Annotated in this window: 14 protein-coding genes; 4 read left to right on the top strand and 10 right to left on the bottom strand. The window is 66.3% G+C overall.

The annotated features are described in order from the left end of the window. Nucleotide 1: 1 nt before the first annotated feature. The 6 genes from ASC80_RS22070 to ASC80_RS22045 form a co-directional block, all read right to left on the bottom strand. Nucleotides 2-874, bottom strand: coding sequence for a DUF7007 domain-containing protein (locus ASC80_RS22070; RefSeq protein WP_044416852.1), 873 nt, complete (start codon nt 872-874; stop codon nt 2-4). Further along, nucleotides 871-1,347 (bottom strand): UCP036055 family protein, encoded by a 477-nt coding sequence (locus ASC80_RS22065; RefSeq protein ID WP_056302057.1) that lies wholly within the window; start codon nt 1,345-1,347, stop codon nt 871-873. Before ASC80_RS22065 ends, ASC80_RS22070 begins: the two co-directional genes overlap by 4 nt. 90 nt (nt 1,348-1,437) lie before the next feature. Beyond that, entirely contained in the window at nt 1,438-3,114 is a 1,677-nt protein-coding gene (locus tag ASC80_RS22060) for a ParB N-terminal domain-containing protein (protein ID WP_056301916.1), read from the bottom strand. 253 nt (nt 3,115-3,367) lie between these two features. Next, nucleotides 3,368-8,470, bottom strand: coding sequence for a helicase-like domain-containing protein (locus ASC80_RS22055; RefSeq protein WP_056301914.1), 5,103 nt, complete (start codon nt 8,468-8,470; stop codon nt 3,368-3,370). 107 nt (nt 8,471-8,577) lie between these two features. Next, nucleotides 8,578-8,979 carry a DUF3085 domain-containing protein gene (locus tag ASC80_RS22050; protein WP_056301913.1) on the bottom strand — a complete coding sequence of 134 codons (402 nt, stop codon included), beginning with the start codon at nt 8,977-8,979 and terminating at the stop codon, nt 8,578-8,580. A gap of 10 nt (nt 8,980-8,989) precedes the next feature. Continuing rightward, nucleotides 8,990-9,589, bottom strand: a complete 600-nt coding sequence (locus tag ASC80_RS22045) for a DUF1419 domain-containing protein (protein ID WP_056301911.1) — start codon at nt 9,587-9,589, stop codon at nt 8,990-8,992. 290 nt (nt 9,590-9,879) lie between these two features. Between ASC80_RS22045 and ASC80_RS22040 the strand changes: the two genes are divergently transcribed. Beyond that, nucleotides 9,880-10,161, top strand: a complete 282-nt coding sequence (locus ASC80_RS22040) for a metal-sensitive transcriptional regulator (RefSeq protein ID WP_173427391.1) — start codon at nt 9,880-9,882, stop codon at nt 10,159-10,161. Between the two features lie 54 nt (nt 10,162-10,215). Next, nucleotides 10,216-10,920, top strand: a complete 705-nt coding sequence (locus ASC80_RS22035; RefSeq protein WP_056301910.1) for a MauE/DoxX family redox-associated membrane protein — start codon at nt 10,216-10,218, stop codon at nt 10,918-10,920. Between the two features lie 24 nt (nt 10,921-10,944). Here the strand turns inward: ASC80_RS22035 and ASC80_RS22030 are convergent, their stop codons facing one another. The 4 genes from ASC80_RS22030 to ASC80_RS22015 form a co-directional block, all read right to left on the bottom strand. Next, on the bottom strand, nt 10,945-11,871 hold the full coding sequence (locus ASC80_RS22030; protein ID WP_056301909.1) for a DUF3991 and toprim domain-containing protein: 927 nt from the start codon (nt 11,869-11,871) through the stop codon (nt 10,945-10,947). Between the two features lie 338 nt (nt 11,872-12,209). Beyond that, on the bottom strand, nt 12,210-13,214 hold the full coding sequence (locus ASC80_RS22025; protein ID WP_056301908.1) for a tyrosine-type recombinase/integrase: 1,005 nt from the start codon (nt 13,212-13,214) through the stop codon (nt 12,210-12,212). Further along, nucleotides 13,207-14,154, bottom strand: a complete 948-nt coding sequence (locus ASC80_RS22020; protein WP_056301907.1) for a tyrosine-type recombinase/integrase — start codon at nt 14,152-14,154, stop codon at nt 13,207-13,209. Before ASC80_RS22020 ends, ASC80_RS22025 begins: the two co-directional genes overlap by 8 nt. 14 nt (nt 14,155-14,168) lie before the next feature. Next, nucleotides 14,169-15,404 carry a tyrosine-type recombinase/integrase gene (locus ASC80_RS22015; RefSeq protein ID WP_056301906.1) on the bottom strand — a complete coding sequence of 412 codons (1,236 nt, stop codon included), beginning with the start codon at nt 15,402-15,404 and terminating at the stop codon, nt 14,169-14,171. A gap of 134 nt (nt 15,405-15,538) precedes the next feature. On the opposite strand from ASC80_RS22015, the gene ASC80_RS22010 reads away from it, so the two are divergent. Beyond that, the gene (locus ASC80_RS22010; RefSeq protein ID WP_056301905.1) at nt 15,539-15,910 is read left to right on the top strand and encodes an ArsR/SmtB family transcription factor; all 372 of its coding nucleotides are present in this window, start codon (nt 15,539-15,541) and stop codon (nt 15,908-15,910) included. After that, a complete protein-coding gene (locus ASC80_RS22005) occupies nt 15,903-16,430 on the top strand; it encodes an arsenate reductase ArsC (RefSeq protein WP_056301904.1) in 528 nt (175 codons plus the stop codon). The genes ASC80_RS22010 and ASC80_RS22005 overlap by 8 nt, the downstream gene beginning before the upstream one ends. The last annotated feature ends 5 nt before the right edge of the window (nt 16,431-16,435 follow it).

Genomic DNA, 16,435 nt, shown 5'->3' with positions numbered 1-16,435 from the left:
GTCACCTCCATCCGGCGAAGTCGGAGGGGCCGCCGTAGATCTGGTGGCGTGCCTCGTCGATCACGAAGCCGAAGCGACCGATGCTGTATTCCGCGCACGGGACGAGGAAGCGGCGCTCCTCGGTCCCCGGGCCGCGCTTGCCGCCGAGCGTGGCAACGACCTCGACGAAGCCGGGCTCGTGCTTCGACGTAATGGCCGAGGTGACGATCCAATGGCCGGCGTGCTCGCGCTCGAACGCACGCCGGTCCTTCTCGTGGGACTCGCCCGGCTGCAGCACGGTGCCGAAGATCGCCTCCCAGGCATCCGGCCACGAGTCCTTGATCGTGCGCTCGGCGCAGCGACGCTCAAACGCCGTGAAGAGGTGCGGAAAGGTGATCGCGACGATCGCCCACGCGGCATCCTCTTCGTACCAACCGCCTGGTGAGCGGAGCATGGGATGGACGTTGCGGTTGCGCTCGGCCGAGAGCTTGAAGCCGCCGTGACCCGCCGTCGAATGCGCTGTGACACCTTCGGCGTAGACGCTCGCGCCTTGCGAGGCGCCCCACGGCGTGCCGGCGCGCGAGCAAATCTCGTGACGACCGAGCGCGCGCTTCTCGCGCTGGTGCTCGGCATTTTCGAGCACGCGTGCCCGAAACGCCGCCTCGTCGACGAGCTCGCCCGAGTGCCCGTAGAAATCGCCGCGCGTCCACTCGCCCATCGGTCGCGCGAGGCGCCAGGCGGTGACGCGATAGTGACGGTTGTCGCGCGCGTTCGCCATGGCGAAGGCGGTGTCGCCGACCAGCGCGACAGGCATGCCGTCGGCACTGGTGCCGAAAGAAACCCCCGGAAATCCGGGGGTCTGGGTTTGAGGGCGAGCAGGGGAGGGCGCGTTCATGCCGCGGTCCTCCCCTCGATGATATCGGCGCCGACCTGGTCGGCCGTGACGTCTTGAAGCACCGCGCGCGGATAGCCGTGGCGCGTGAGCCATTTTCGCGCGTCGACCTCGTTCGTTGCGAGATAGACGAGCTCGGCGTCGTCGCCGGCGCGGTCGAACACGCGGACCGATCCGATCGCCGGACGCTCGACGATGGTGAAGTGGAGTTTCGACTCCACCGAGAACGTTCGGTGGACACGGATGGCGATGACGCCGCCAGCGCCGTAGTCGGCCTCGTGCAGGGTGAAACACGCCGACAGCGAGAGATTGCCGACGCCGCGCACGCCCTGCTTCCGGACAAGCCGGCCGCGACTGTTGCTGGTCCGCCAGGCAGCCCGTTTTTTGTTGAAGCGCGCCGGCGGCTGTGGCGTCCCGTCGGACCAAGCGACGATCGAGCCGATGGGAGCATTGTCGATGATGGTGTGCGCGGACATGGTGTCCTCCTTGTTGTGCGCGTGTGGAAACGAAACCGCCGCCGGCATGGCCGGCGGCGGTGGATCGTTCGGAACGGAAGCGCGCCGCGGCTATTCGGCGGCCTCCTGGAACGCTTCGGTCGCTTCGTCGGAGGAGTCATCGACGGTGCTGTCGGCGTCCTCTTCGGTCTCGTCGTCGTCTGCCGCGGTCGCGCACGACGACAGGAAGTCGGAGAGCTTCGCCGGGTCGGGCGCGAAGAGCGCGGACGGGTGGACGAAGTGCCCCTCCTTGAAGTGCTCGACGAGCGCGGCGCGCGTGTCCTTCACGCGCTGGCGCGGCAAGACCGGCGTGTCCCTGCACGACGCCTCAAGTGCCCCGCGCGAGAGGCAGGTGAGGAAGTCCTCCGTGCCCATGTTCGGCAGGAAGGCGTCCGCGCCGACGACCTCGCCGGCCACGCGGGCGACGACGCCGCTGTTGGTGGCGTTCTCCCGGCACGAGAACACGTCGACCAGCATGGTGCGGGCCGCGACGCGCAGCGTGTCCATGTCGAAGGCGAGCTTGCCGTCGGCGTCGAACAGCACCATTGCGTTCTTCGCCAGGCGGCTGTGGCCGTAAGTGGCGCCACCGTTTCCCGTCGTCACCGAAACGTTCTGCCCGGCGAAGGCGAGGATCAGCAACGCCATCAGCGTGTCGTCCTCGATCGGCGCGCGGCGGAGCGCTTCGCGCAGCGCGTCGGTGCGGAGGTCGCCGATGATCTCGACGCCCTTGCGGGTCACGTCGGGACGCGGCTTCGACACCTCGCCGACGTCGTCCGCTGCGTTGTCCGGACCGGCCGCGCTTTTGCCCTTCGGCTTCGTCGCCGCCGGCATGCGGTAGTGCACGGTCTGCACGCGGCCGTCGCGGTCGAGATACATCGCGGTGCAGTCCGACTTCGTCGGCTTGCCGTAGACGCGCTCGGCCTTCGGCGGCAGCTTCACCTCGCCGTAGTTCGTGGTCTCGGCGATGACGCCCTTCTTCGGCAGGTTCGCCGTCATCCACTCCTGCTGCGCGCCGAGGAAGGCCTCGACGTCCGTGGTGTAGCGGCTGTCCTCGTCCGCCGGCGCGAACAGGTCCTCGACCCACGCAATGCCGTAGGCTTGCGCGAGCTCGTCGCCGAAGCTTGCGTGCCGCGCGTACATGCGCGTCTTCTGCAGCGCCTGCGCGACGCTCCACCACGAGACCTGCGGGTCGGCCTTCGACGGCTTGTGCTTCTTCCAGACTTCCTTCTGCTCGTCGAGCGACGCTGCCGCGATGGTGCGCAGCTGCCGCTCGTCGGGCATGTCGCCCTTGGCCATGTGGTCGAGCATCGCCGACAGCACGTTGGCGAGCAGGCGCAGCTTCCTGATCTGACGCACCGGCAGGGCGAGCGCGACGCCGATCGCCTCCTCGGTCCAGCCGAGTGCGACCAGGCGCTCGATCGCACGCCACTGGTCGACCGGGTTCAATGCCTCGCGGGCGATATTCTCGACCATCGAGCGCATGGCGCCGTTGTCGTTCGCCGGATCGTCGACGAGCACGTCGATTTCGTCGAGGCCCGCGGCGATGGCGAGGCGCACGCGGCGCCGGCCGGCGTTGATGAGAAAGCCGTTGCCGCCGTCAGCCTGCTGTGACACGACGGGCGGCTGCACGATGCCGACAGCCTTGATCGAGGCTAGCAAGAGCGCGTCGGCCTGCGGCGACGACTTGGTCTGGCGCGAATGGTCGGGGCTCTCCACGAGCGCGCGCGGATCGACCTTGATGAGTTGCATGGGGAACACTCCTTTTGGGGTTGCGGACCGGCATCGCCAGCCCTTGTTCGTCTTCTTCCCGAAGACACCCCCCGGCCCGCGGAGCGGTCGGGCCGGTGCAACTGCGGCCGAGCATCCCTGACCGGCTGGACCAGCAGGGCCACAGCCCTGCGCAGGACGACGGGCCGGGATCGCGCAGGCGGCGGTTGAGCGCCAGCATCGACGGCCCGCCCGATCTGCGAGCAGGCATCTCTCCGGTTTTCCATTTCGTTTTTTAGGCGGCCGCGGCCATGCCGCCTTCGCTCTCGCTGTCCTCCGCCAAGGCCTTCTCCACCTCGGTGAGCTGCCGGCGCTTCTGCGCTAGCTCGCCGGCGAAGACGAAGTCGCCGCCGTCGCGCGACTCGTAGGAGGCGAGCCGCTTGCGAGCGTCCGCCAGGCGCTGGCTGAAGCGCTCGCGCTCGCCTTCGAAGTCGTCGAGCGCGTGCTCAAGCCGGGCGACGGCGCCGAGCGGCGTCACAGTGACCGGCAACTCGATTTCGTGGTCGGCTCCGGTGCGCAGCAGCGCCGTGGTGAAGCGGTAGCCGTCTTTCCCGAAGCGCTCGCCGCTGTATTCGACGCCGAAGCCGCCGACCGAGGCGATGACGGTTTCGCCTTCCTGCTGAAGCTGCACCAGCGTCAGGATTTCCTTCAGCAGCGCGCGGCCCGCGAGCTTGCGCTCGGCGTACGTCTCTCCGGTCACCACCATGGCGAAGGCGTCGCCCGAAGTCGGGATGCGGCGCTCGATGTCCTGCCCAATCTCACTGAGCCGGCGGATGGAGAACTCGATGTCGCGCTCGGCGTCGCGGATTTGCCGGCGCACCGCGTGCTGGTCGTCGATATGCGCAGCCCGCAGGCGCTCAAGCCGAGCGACGTCGGCCTCGAGCCCCGCTTTCAGCATCAGCCGCGGGTCGCCCGACGCGATTGCCTTGGCCATCGCGAACTGATTGGCCTGGCTCTCGCCCATGTCTTCGAGCCGGCGGATCGAGGTGTCGCCCGAGAGCGCGGCCGCGATGAAACGCGCCTTGCGCTCGTTGTTCTGCCACATCTGCGCGTCGAGGCTGCCCTCGGTCGCGTAGGCGAAGACGTCGACCTCGTCGTGCTGGTTGCCCTGCCGCACGATGCGCCCCTCGCGCTGCTCGATCTGCGACGGCAGCCACGGCACGTCGAGGTGGTGCAGGGCCTTGAGGCGGAGCTGGGCATTGACGCCCGTCCCCATCGTCTCGGACGAGCCGATCAGGAAGCGGACCTTGCCGGCGCGCACGTCGCCGAACAGGCGCTGCTTCGCCTCGGACTTCTTGTAATCCTGCATGAAGGCGATCTCGGACGCGGGCACGCCCATGCGGACGAGCTCGTCGCGGATCCAGCGGTAGGCGGAGAAGCCGCGCGACTTCTCGACGCTGATCGTGCCGAGGTCGGAGAAGATCATCTGCGCGGCGCCTGGCAGTTCGAACGGCTTGCCGTCGGAGCGGACGTAGGCGTTGTCGGCCGTCTCGCTCCAAATGCGGAAAGCGTTGCCGACGAGCTGGTTCAGCTTGTTGTCGGCCTCGTTGTCGTTGTCCGGATCGACGAGGCGGAGGTCGATCGCCGCATGCCGCCCATCGGTGATGACCGACAACAGGATGTCGTCGCCGGGCTCGGGCGCGCGGTCGCGCTCCTCGATCGCCTTGATGCGCTCGCCGAGCAGGGTTTGGTAGCGCTTGAACGCCGACGACGGCTTCGCGGTGAGGATCTGCCGTTTGCCCGTCGAGATCGCCGGCACCCTCACGTACTGCCGCAGGTCCTGCGGCATCACGACGTCCGCGAAGGAGCGGAACATCGCGATCAGCTCCGGCACGTTAACGAAGGTGGCGAAGCGCGTCACCGGCTTGTACTTGCCGGACGGCTGCAGTTCGAGCTCGGTCGAGACATCGCCGAAGGTCGACGCCCAGGCGTCGAACTCGTGCAGGCCGCGTTCGCTGAGCGCTGCGTAGCCAAGGTAGCGCTGCACCGAGAACATCTCGCCCAGCGTGTTGGTGATCGGCGTGCCCGAGGCGAGCACGAGCGCGCGGCCAGGGTTCTTCGTCTCGACGAAACGGGACTTCACATAAAGGTCCCAGGCGCGCTGCGAGCCGCTCGGGTCGACGCCCTTGAGCGTCGACATGTTGGTGGCGAAGGAGAGCTTCCTGAACTCCTGCGCCTCGTCGACGATGATTTGGTCGATTCCGATCTCCGAAATGGTCAGCAGGTCGTCCTTGCGCGTCGACAGCGACTCCAGCCGCTCCTTCAACCCCTCCTTCAGCCGCTCGAGACGCTTGCGCGAGACGCGATCGTCGCTTTCGACCTTGGTCAGCAGCGTCTCATAGAGCTCCAGCTCGTCCTGGATCATCTGCTGCTCGAACACCGACGGCACCGCGATAAAGCGGAACGCGCTGTGCGTGATGATGATCGCGTCCCAGGTCGCCGTGGCCGCCCGCGACAGGAAGCGGTGCCGCTTATCCTTGGTGAAGTTCGTCTCGTCGGCGACGAGGATGCGCGCGTTCGGGTAGAGCGCCAGGAACTCGCGTGCGGCCTGCGCCAGGCAGTGGCCCGGCACGACGACTATCGCCTTGGCGATCAGGCCGAGGCGGCGCTGCTCCATGACGGCGGCGGCCATTGTCATGGTCTTGCCGGCGCCGACGGCGTGCGCGAGGTAGGTCGAGCCGGCCGAGACGATGCGCCAGATGCCGCGTTTCTGATGTCCATAAAGAGAAAAGGCGCCAGAGGCGCCGGGAAGCTTCAGGTGGGAACCGTCGAAGGCTCTCGGCGCGATGTTGTTGAACCGGTCGTTGTAGACGCGCGCCAGGCGGTCAGTGCGGTCGGGATCGGACCAGATCCAGCGCTGGAACGCGTCCTTGATCTTCGAGAGCTTCGTCTTCGCCGCCTCGGTGTCGACGACGTTGAGCACGCGCCGCTCGCTCATCTCCTCCTTCACCGTGTCGAAGATCTGAGGCACGCGGCTGTTGAGCGCGTCGGCGAGCAGTTCACCCGCGTGTCGGCGGTCCGTGCCCCACTCCGACGTGCCTGTCGCCGTCCACCCGAGCTGCCGCGCCTCGACGGTCCACGACGCGAGCTCCGGCATGTGGTGGATCTTGATCTCCACATCCATCGTCTCCTTGACGAAGGCGACGACGTCGGCGGCCGGAATCCATGGTGCGCCGAGACGCGCCGTGATGTCGGACGGCTTGAGGTCGGCAGGCTGCACGCCCTGCAGGGCAGAGACATTGCGTTCGTACTCCGGGTCGAGGGCGGCCGCGGCCTCCGCGGTTTTCAGCTTCTCGCGGACAGGGCCGGAGAGGTAGGCGTCGGCCGTCTGCCACGATCCGTCAGACGGGTCGCGGAAGATGGCGCTGCCGAGTTCGGCGACGACATCCTGCGCGTCGCGATGCAGGAGCTCGGCGATGTGGTCGACGTCGACGTGCCCGCGCTCGTTGAGGACAACGGCGAGCGCGTCGGCCGCGCTCGCGATCACCGGCGCCACCGGCGGCGCGATCACGCGCTCGGTGAACAACGGCCCGGGTTTCGCGGTGTTGGTCTCGAGGTCGTAATCCTCGATCGAGGCGACGAGCCAGCAGTCGGGGTCGTCGAGGAAGGGCTGGATGTTCGGCCGGCGGTGCGTCTCGCGTGTTTCGCCGGTCTCGTCATCCTCCGCGATGGAGACGGTCGTGAAATTGATCGGGCCGAAGTCGCGGACAAAGCTTGACCAGGCGATGCGCAGGCGGACCTGCGCGTCCTTCCACGGCCGGTCGAGCTCCTGCGCCTTCAGCACCTCGCGCACGGCGTCGCGGATCGGAATCAGCTTGCGGACGATGCGCACGTGCTTCTCCGGGATGCCCTCGGCGCCGCGGCCCTTGCGCGCTCTCACCGTAACGGGCTCGCGGTCGACGACCTGCATCAGGCCGTGCGCCTTGTCGAAGAAGTAGCTGCCCTCGCGGACGTGGCGATCCGGCGGCAGGTCGACGGCACCCAAATCGCTCGCATCTTCCAGATCGAAATCAATCGCTTCGGGCTCGCCGTCGTAGACTGCTTCCGGAAGGAGATTGACGGCGGCCGCAAGCGCTGCGGCGAGGTCCTCACCGTCACGCGGCAGGCACGTGTAAGCCTCGCCGAAGGGGCCCGAGGCGAGCGCGTGCACGCCGAGCACGAAGTCGGGGTGCCGCGCGAACCACCGGTTCACGCGGATCGCGCTCTCGTCCTCGGTCGCGGGCCGGATCTCCTCGAGGTCCAACCACGACAGGTCGCCCTCGGCATCGCCGACCTTGCGCTTGCGGAAGAACAGGAGGTCGACCACGACGTCGGTGCCGGCGGCGAAGCGGAAGCTGCCCTCGGGGAGCCGAACGGCGGCGATCAGGTCAGCCGACTTCGCGATGCGCTCCCGCGCGGCGTAATCCGCCTTGTCCATCGTGCCGTGCGAGGTGACGAAGGCGGCGAGCGCGCCCGGCTTCAACAGGTCGATCGCGCGCGCGATGAAGTAGTCGTGCAGGCGCAGGCCCATGGAACGGTAGGCGCGGTCGGAGCGCACGGTGCGGTCGGAGAACGGCGGATTGCCGATGGCGAGGTCGAAACTCGCGGGCAACTCGGTACGCGCGAAGTCCCCGGTTATGATGCGCGCGCCGGGCTGCAGCAGGCGGACGATCCGCGCCGTCACGGGATCGAGTTCGATGCCGGTGACGTGCGAGACATCGCGCAGCCCTTCCGGCATCAGCGCTGGAAACAGCCCGGTGCCGATCCCCGGCTCGAGGACGCGGCCGCCGCGCCAGCCGAGGCGCCGCAAGCCAGCCCAGATCGCGCGAACGATGAACTCCGGCGTGAAGTGCGCATACTGCGTGCAGCGCGCCAGCGAGGCGTGGTCGAAATCGTCGACCGCGTCCTGCAGGTTCTCGGCGATCGCCTCCCAGCCCTTCCGAAACTCGGCCTCGCCAGGGCGGCGGAAGACGGAGTTGGCGAGCTCGGAGGCGCCGAATCCGGTGAAGCGGATCAGCTGCTCCTGCTCCTCGACAGTTGCAGCGCGCTCCTTCGCGTCGATGCTCGCTGCGAGCCGGATCGCGGTGATGTTGTCTCGCGCGCGGTCTTTCCAGCCTTTCGCCAAGGCGCGGTCGCCGGCGAGGTGGAAATTCGCTCCGCACGCCCGGCGGAGAGACGGTGTCGGACGCGCGGCTGCCGCGACCGGAATTGCGGGCGCCGGTGACGACGGATTGGGGTCGTCGCCATCGTCCGGATCTATGCCGAGGCCAGTCCCGAAAGCTGTGACGCCGAGGCCGAGGCCGGATGAGAGTGCGGTGTCTCCGAAGAGGTCGAGCGTGAAGGGGTCGTCATGCGCCATTGGAGCATCTCCTTGTGATGAAGGCGCGCGCCAGCGGCCCGCCGGCGGATGTCAGCGGGATCGATGGTCGCGAGTGGTTGGGGAAGTGGGCCGTGCGATCGGGGAGGTCAGCGGCAGATCGGCGTGATCGAGACGCTGTCGTCGGTCATCGCGAGTGTGAGGTGCGTGGCCGCGGGTGCTGCCGCGATCAGCTTCACCAGCATCTCGGCGTCGAGGAAATCGATGCCGTCGTCGCCCCCGAAATACTGGCGCTTGTAGTGCCAGTATTCGGGATTGGTCTTCGGATCGCATTCCTCGGCGTAGACGACGAGCGGGCGCTGCTGTCCCTCGGCAAGCTTGCCGTTGGACATGATGTAGACGCCTTCATCGCCCACCAGCCAGATGCCCGGCTTCTCGTCCTTGCCGGGCGCGAGGCCGTAGTGCGGATTGCGGAATCCGCCGTTCAGAAAGGCGTCGATGCGCCCGCGCATGATGACGGCGCGCACCGCCGTGACGGAGAACGTGAACATCGCCGCCTCCTCACGCTGCCATCGCGTCGGGGAGGTAGCGCAGATGCACCGGCAGCTTCGCGGAGATCTCCGCGTCGGTGAGTTCGTCCAGCAGCTTGAGCATCGTTCCGCGCTGCCCGCCGTAGAAGAGCACTGTGCGCATACCGCGCTGGCGCTCGGTGAAACGCTCACCGGCGTAGCCGCGGTAGTCGTCGTGGGTGCTCGACCAGATGTGCTCGAGCCGCTCCTCACGCGTCATCGCACGGACTGGCCGTGACTCGCGCTCGACGATCGCGGCACGCATGCAGCCTGGCGAGGCGCGATCTGACAGATCGCAGTAGCCGTGGAAATAGCGGATGCAATTGTCGATCGGCAGCGCGAAGAACACGCTTGTGACGCTGCCGGTGAGGAATTCGCGCATGGCGAACATGTCGCTGCGCACCCACAGGGGTGGCAGGATGTCGAGCATGGTGTCGTACTCGGCCTCGCCGATCTCAAACCACTCGCCGCGGTAGAGGGCGCCGTCGTCCGGCGAGCGGTTCGGCCGCTGCGCGTGGCGATCGAACATGCGGAACATTTGCCGGCGGTCGGCGGTCCCTTGGAAGACCTTGCAGATCGGAGAGAGGGTCATGGGCGGGCTCCTTTCAGCCTCGTCGGGCTGGAGCGCGGCTCACCCTTCGGTCCGCCATCCTCTTCAGCCCTTCTGACCCCTCCTTCGCGGCCGCCTCTCCGGACCGGCGGGTCAAGGGCCGCGTAGCGGGCGAAGCCTCCCTTGACGCGCCGGCCGGGCATGCGGCACGTCATTCCTCCTTTCCTCGTTTTTCCCCCTCCCTCATCCTCAAAGCCGGCGCTCGGCGCGCCGGTTGGCGGAACGACGTCGATCCGGCAGCGTTCAACACATACTCAGTGGGAGTATCTGTGGTGGATGCGGCGAGCGCTCGGACGAAGGCGAAGGTAAACCGCTTCAATCGTATCGCCGGCCAGGTCCAGGGCATCGCGCGGATGGTGCAGGAGGGCCGCTACTGCATTGATGTGCTGCAGCAGATCCAGGCGGTGAAGACGGCGCTCGCGCGCGCCGAGGGCGAGGTCCTGCGCGACCACGCGGCCAACTGCGTCGCCCACGCGATCAGCACGGGAGACAAAGCCGAGCAGAGGGAGAAGGTCGACGAGATCGTCGCCCTCTTCGACCGCGCGAGGCGCTAGCAAGGAAGGGAAGAGCAAGTGAGCGCACCGGTGCGTCAAGCCCAGCTGTTTCGAATGGTGACGGACCAGCACATCTGCCCGTTCGGGCTGAAGTCCCGCGACCTTCTCGGGCGCGAGGGATACGAGGTCGACGACCACGAGCTGAAGACGCGCAGCGAGACCGACGCATTCATGGCCGAGCACGGGGTCAAGACGACACCGCAGACGTTCATCGGCGGAGAGCGCATCGGGGGCTACCAAGACCTGCTTCGCTACTTCGGCAAGGAAGTGGCGGATCCGAAGACGACGTCATACCAGCCCGTCATTGCCGTCTTCGCGATCGCGGCGCTGATCGCGCTCGCCGCGAGCTGGAGCGCGTTCGGGACTCTCGCGACGGTGCGGGCAGGCGAGTGGTTCATTGCGATATCGATGTGCATCCTCGCCATGTTGAAGCTGCGCGACCTCGACAGCTTCTCGAACATGTTCCTGGGCTACGACCTGCTTGCGCAACGATGGGTCCGCTACGCGTACATCTATCCCTTTGGCGAGGCGGCAGCCGGCATCCTCATGATCGCCGGCGCGTTGCTGTGGGTCGCTATCCCCGTCGCGCTCGTCATCGGCTCGATCGGCGCTGTCTCCGTGTTCAAGGCGGTCTACATCGACCGCCGCGAGCTCAAGTGCGCGTGCGTCGGCGGCGACAGCAACGTTCCGCTTGGCTTCGTCTCGCTGACCGAGAACCTGATGATGGTCGCGATGGCAGTCTGGATGCTGCTCAAGTAAGGCGAGCGATTTCCCGCGGCGCCGTCACCCCGCTTTTGCCAGCGGCTCGCTCTCGATCCGCGCGAGAAGCGCCTTCAGGTCTTCGTTCCAGTCGCCGGCGCGCGGCCGCGAGCGTGCGTAGCCGGCGCCGGCCTCGGCCGCGATCGCGCGGATGCGGTCGGCGTAGACGTCGCCCTGTCGGTTGTTATCGGTCGCCGCCACCAGCCGCGTGCCCGGCCGCTCTGCGAGCCGGCGGATAGACTTCTCGCTTGCGGGCGACCAGCCGCCACCCGTGCTGACGTAGAGTGTGTCCGGGCGCAACACCTGGATTGCCCCGAGACTCATGGCGTCGATTGCGGCCTCGGTGACGCAGATCCGCGGCGCCGCCGATGGACCAAGCCGGAGAAGCTCCTTGGTGCCGCCGGTGGCAAAGCCGCGCCACTGCGGGCCACGCTCCTCCCAACCGATAAGGGCACCGTCGCCATTGCGGTGTGCCGCCCACATGCTGCCGTGCGGTCCCTCGCGCAGCAGATCCTGCTGGACCGCCGTCGCCACGATCGATTCGGGGATACCGCGCTCTTCCGTCAGGTAGCGCCAGGTCGCCGAGCCGGGCCGAGGCCTGGCGCGACGCGCCCAGCGGTCGGTGACGGAATCGATCGGCGCCGGCCGACTCTGCCGCTCCCACGCGGGCGCTGCGGGAACGAAACCCACGAGGGCGGCAACGCGCGCGGACGCTTCGGGGAAGCCATGAGCGCCCAGATGCTCGGCGAGGTCGAACACGTCGCCTTTCGCCGCGGACAACGGATCGAACCAGCCGCGACCGTCGTGGATCACGATGACGATCTTCGCATCGCGGCGGTACTTCACCGCGCGTCGGGTGCTCTCCTTCACGTCGACTTTCCAGCCGTCGTCTTCCAACAAGGCGGCACAGCCGACCCTGTCTCTCAATTCTTCGATTTCGCTCTTCTCCATGGCTTCACTACTCGGGCTCCGGCCCGATCCTTTCTTCGGTTGACGCCCGTCGACACACCAACGAGACGCCGTCCGCCTGCCGCGAAGCGTGCCGGATGCAAGGGCGCGCTGGCAAGTCGTTACGATGGTTTCGTTTATCCGCGGCGCAGCCTCCCTTGCATCTGGCGCAGCGCCAGCGGCACCGGTCGCCCGGCTCAGTGAGCCGGGGACCACGGGTCGTATTCATGCTTATGCCCACCTGCGCATAAGCATGATTATGATCCGTGGGAAATTATGGAAAGCTCGGACTGAAGAGTGTGGCAATTGCGCAGCCCGGCGCAGAGTCGGGCTGCGCATAATCACAGCGACTGGAGGAAGGCCATGAGTTGGTCCGGTGGGCGATACCGGACGGGCGTAGTGGCAATTGGCTGGAGGTGACTCAACGCCTCCTCCTTCATGGCGAGGTCCGCCTCCAAATACATATGCGTCGTGCTCGGGTGCTCATGGCCGAGCCACAACGCGATAACGGTGATGTCCACGCCCGATTGCAGCAGGTGCATCGCTGTGGTGTGGCGGATCGTGTGAGGCGAGGTCGCCCGGTCAGCAAGAGCCGGAAGTTCGCACGCCGCTTGGGCAACGGCCTGGCCGAGTCGCTGAGTCACGCTCGATCGCGACAACCGTCGACCCGCGCCGCTTGGGAACAGATACCCGTGTGGGCTCGCATCTGGCAGGTGGCGAAGCCATCGTCGGAGTGTCGCGGCGGTCGCCTTCCAGAGCGGAACACTCCGGCGCTTTCTCCCCTTGCCGTGGAGGTGAGCGACTGGCGAGATATCCAGTACCACGTCACCGACCTTGAGGTTGATCGCCTCGGAGACCCTGGCACCAGTATTGTACAGGAGCGTGAACAGCGCTTGATCGCGCCGGCCCGCCCACGTCGCGCAGTCCGGCGCTGCGATGATCGCCTCCATTTCGGATCGGGATAAGAAGCCGAGCACGGCTCTGTCATGACGCTTCTGCGGGACGGCAAGGCTGCGCTCGATGACCGCGAGCGCAGTTAGATCCTCGTGGGCGGCATACTTCAGGAACGAGCGGATGGCGGACAGGCGCGCATTGCGGCTCCGAACGGTATTCTTCCGCTCGCTCTCGAGATGGTCGAGGAAGGCGAGTATCAGCGTGGCGTTCAGGTCGGCCAGGACGAGGTCCGTCGGTGCTTTGCGGATCGTTTTTTGCGCGAAGACAAGCAGCAACTTGAACGTGTCGCGGTAAGCCGCGACTGTGTTGGAGCTGACAGCGCGTTGCTGACGAAGATAATCAGCGAAGAAGCGCTGGAGGAGCATCGGGAACGAAGGGTTTGCCTCAATCATGGCGCGCCTCCCCGAAGTGCAATGCAAGTGTCTCGAAGCGGTCTCCGGCCAGCGCCATGAGTTCGGGGACAGCCTGCATGTACCAGTATGTGTCGCCGAGATTGACGTGGCCGACATAGGTCGAGAGCGCCAGCATTGCATTGTCGATGTCTGTACCCTCGGCTTGCCAGAGCATCAGCCGACAACAGATGAAGGTATGCCGCAAATCGTGGATGCGGATGAACTGATGTCCGCCGCGCGGCACGATGCCGAGGTTTTTCGTCAGCCGAAGCCATGCTCGACGCACGGCGCCGTAACGTAGAATCTCGCCGCTTCGTTCGTCGAGGAAGAGTGGCGCAGAGCGGTCGGTCGTGTTGAGCCTTGCGCGGGTCCGCATGTAATCTCGCAAAGCCACCGTCGCGGTTGGGTGTAACGGGACAATGCGCGTTCTCTTGAACTTGGAGTGTTTCGCCGTGATGCTGGTGAAAGCCTCGTCAAGGTCGCCGCATCGAAGCCGCAGCGCTTCGGAGATGCGCAGGCCCGTTGAAGCAAGGAGGCCGAGAAGCGTCGGGAACGTGGTCGGGCCGGCGCCAAACACAGGCGGAAGAGTACGCGCGGCCGTCATGAGCGCGTTCACCTCGGCCGGTGTGAAGATGTGTGGCGCGATCCGGCGCTTCGAGCGTCCGAACGGCGCGCCCTCCGGGAAGCTGGTTCCCGATTCTGCGTCCACCAGATGACGCGCGAACGGCCGGAGCACGTTGAGGCGCTGCGCCCAGGTGAAGGGATCGGCACACACCGCCTGCTCCTTTACCCAGCGTAGCACTATGGCGGAGCCGAGCGGACCTTCGTGGCCGCTTGCATCGGCGAAGCGGGCGAAGGCCAATGTGAGACTACCGGACCGATCCAGCGCGAATCCGAGTTGACGACGCTCGGCAAGGTAAGCCTCGGCGCGCGCGAGCATTGTGACCGGGGCACTCATGCCATTGCTCCCGGCCACGGCAGTGCGACAGACGCCAGCCGTGCGACGTCGACCCGCGCATATGTGGCGGAAGTGACGATGCTCCGGTGGCGCAAGACGTCAGCAATCTGCTTCATCGGTACACCGGAGTTGATCAGCCGGGTTGCGAGCGTGTGTCGGAGGATGTGGACACGACTTCGGTCCCAGCCGAGCCGAGCGTAGGCGGCATGCAGCGTCTTCTGCACGACACGCCTCCCAACCGGCTCGCCGAGCGGTGCGACGTGGCGGACGAACACCTCACGGCGAGCGGTCGCGGGTCGCTCATTGAGGATATAGTCGACAATCGCTTCGCCGGTTGCTGGCGAGAGCGGAAGGATGTCCGAACGCCGAGCTTTCCCGGCGGGCACTCTCACGATGCCTTCCGTCCAATCGATGTCATCGAGGGTCAACCGAATTACTTCGCTCGAACGCAGGCCGAGATCGGCTAGACAACGCACGATGGCGTAGCCTCGCCGGCGCGACGGACAGGGCTTTTCGAAGGCAGAGAACAATCGCTCGACATCTGCTGCCGACAGAGCTTCCGGCAGTTCTGCATCCCGCCAGAATGCGGGCCGCGGCACGGCTTTGCGGAGAAGAGCAACATCGTCACCGATGAGCGCACGATAACGGAGATAGCAACGGACCGCGCCAGCCATGACACGGATCGTGCTGGTGCTTCGGCCAGCGTCGCCCAGCACGAAAGTGCGAACAGCATTGGGCTTAATCTCACCAAGCTCGATCGGACCCGTGCCAAGCTGTTCCCGGAGAAGCCGTCGGATGATGCGGCGACGATGATCTCGCGTGCCCTGCGTCAGCCCCCAGACATCGTTCATCTTGGCATCGAACCGGGCGAGCTCCAGCTCGATTGCGTCAGGCGCAGGTGTAACAGCGATATTGTGCCTGCGCAGCACGCGGAGAAGGTTGTTGAGCGCCGCTCTGTTGAGGATAAGTCCGTGCGGGGTCGGATGATCGCATGAACAGGTAGGCAGGTGACCCGTGAGGAACCGGCCTATTCGAGTCTCGTCGATGTCGCCTGGTCCAGCGCCCTGGCTATGTAGCCAGTCGCCAAAGTGAAGAGCTGAGGCCGTATATCGGCGACGGCGCTTAGCTTCATAACGGCTGCGCACGAGATAGTCGGTGTAGAAGCCCATGATGGGCCAGAGAACATTATCTGGATCTTCGATCCTGAGCTGAAGGCGAAAGGGTGTCGGCATGCTCGATCTCCATTGTGGGGATTCGAGCAGGCCTCCGGATTATGTGCAGTTCAACGATAGCCTGGACGGGGCCTCTCTCCGCGTACAGTCGATGGCAGCTTGCATTATCTCCATACGTCGAATATTCTCGACATATGGACGCAGATCAAGCCATTCTCGCCTTCTCGGCGCTTGCCCAGCCCACCCGGCTGGAGGTGTTTCGGCTCCTGATGGAGCACGAACCTGACGGGCTGCCGGCCGGCGAGGTCGCGCGCCGCATGGACGTGCCCCACAACACCATGTCGACGCATCTTGCGATACTGACCCGCGCCGGACTGATCGAGGCCGAGCGCCAGAGCCGGTCCATCGTTTACCGCGCCCAGCTTGAGGCGGTGCGGGGGCTCACTGGCTTCCTCGTCAAGGACTGCTGCGGCGGCCGACCGGAGCTGTGCGCGCCGCTGATCGCCGACCTGTCACCCTGTTGTTCGCCACAAAAGCCATCGTCCAAGGAGGTCGCCCATGGCTGACCGTATCTACAACGTGCTGTTCCTTTGCACCGGCAATTCGGCTCGCTCGATTTTGGCCGAAAGTATTTTGCGCAAGGACGGCGCGGGCCATTTCCACGCCTTCTCAGCCGGCAGTCACCCGAAGGGACGGGTCAACCCCTTCGCGTTGAAGGTGCTCGACAGCTTCGATTACCCGGCCGATGGCTTCCGCTCGAAGAGCTGGGAGGAGTTCGCGGAGCCAGGCGCGCCTGTCATGGATTTCGTGTTCACGGTCTGCGACAGCGCCGCCGGCGAGACCTGCCCCGTTTGGCCGGGCCAGCCGATGACGGCCCATTGGGGCATCGAGGACCCGGCCTCGGTTGAGGGCTCCGACATCCAGAAGGAAGCCGCCTTCGTCGCTGCGTTTCGCCACCTGAAGACCCGCATCGGGCTGTTCACGGCGCTGCCGCTGAAGAGCCTCGACAAGATGGCGCTCGGCACGAAGCTGCGTGAGATCGGCCAAAGCGAAGGTTCGACATCGCATCGTCCAAACGCGGCGTGAGGCAA

It is taken from the genome of Afipia sp. Root123D2 (genome assembly GCF_001425835.1).
Taxonomy (GTDB): domain Bacteria; phylum Pseudomonadota; class Alphaproteobacteria; order Rhizobiales; family Xanthobacteraceae; genus Afipia.
The sequence above is the reverse complement of the archived record's forward strand: the minus strand, read 5'-3'. Positions and strand labels throughout refer to the sequence as shown.

Bases quoted from the DNA above. Each gene is read 5' to 3' on its own strand.
- ASC80_RS22070 (WP_044416852.1), bottom strand. From the start codon at position 874: ATGAACGCGCCCTCCCCTGCTCGCCCTCAAACCCAGACCCCCGGATTT.
- ASC80_RS22065 (WP_056302057.1), bottom strand. From the start codon at position 1,347: ATGTCCGCGCACACCATCATCGACAATGCTCCCATCGGCTCGATCGTC.
- ASC80_RS22060 (WP_056301916.1), bottom strand. From the start codon at position 3,114: ATGCAACTCATCAAGGTCGATCCGCGCGCGCTCGTGGAGAGCCCCGAC.
- ASC80_RS22055 (WP_056301914.1), bottom strand. From the start codon at position 8,470: ATGGCGCATGACGACCCCTTCACGCTCGACCTCTTCGGAGACACCGCA.
- ASC80_RS22050 (WP_056301913.1), bottom strand. From the start codon at position 8,979: ATGTTCACGTTCTCCGTCACGGCGGTGCGCGCCGTCATCATGCGCGGG.
- ASC80_RS22045 (WP_056301911.1), bottom strand. From the start codon at position 9,589: ATGACCCTCTCTCCGATCTGCAAGGTCTTCCAAGGGACCGCCGACCGC.
- ASC80_RS22035 (WP_056301910.1), top strand. From the start codon at position 10,216: ATGGTGACGGACCAGCACATCTGCCCGTTCGGGCTGAAGTCCCGCGAC.
- ASC80_RS22030 (WP_056301909.1), bottom strand. From the start codon at position 11,871: ATGGAGAAGAGCGAAATCGAAGAATTGAGAGACAGGGTCGGCTGTGCC.
- ASC80_RS22025 (WP_056301908.1), bottom strand. From the start codon at position 13,214: ATGATTGAGGCAAACCCTTCGTTCCCGATGCTCCTCCAGCGCTTCTTC.
- ASC80_RS22020 (WP_056301907.1), bottom strand. From the start codon at position 14,154: ATGCTCGCGCGCGCCGAGGCTTACCTTGCCGAGCGTCGTCAACTCGGA.
- ASC80_RS22015 (WP_056301906.1), bottom strand. From the start codon at position 15,404: ATGCCGACACCCTTTCGCCTTCAGCTCAGGATCGAAGATCCAGATAAT.
- ASC80_RS22010 (WP_056301905.1), top strand. From the start codon at position 15,539: ATGGACGCAGATCAAGCCATTCTCGCCTTCTCGGCGCTTGCCCAGCCC.
- ASC80_RS22005 (WP_056301904.1), top strand. From the start codon at position 15,903: ATGGCTGACCGTATCTACAACGTGCTGTTCCTTTGCACCGGCAATTCG.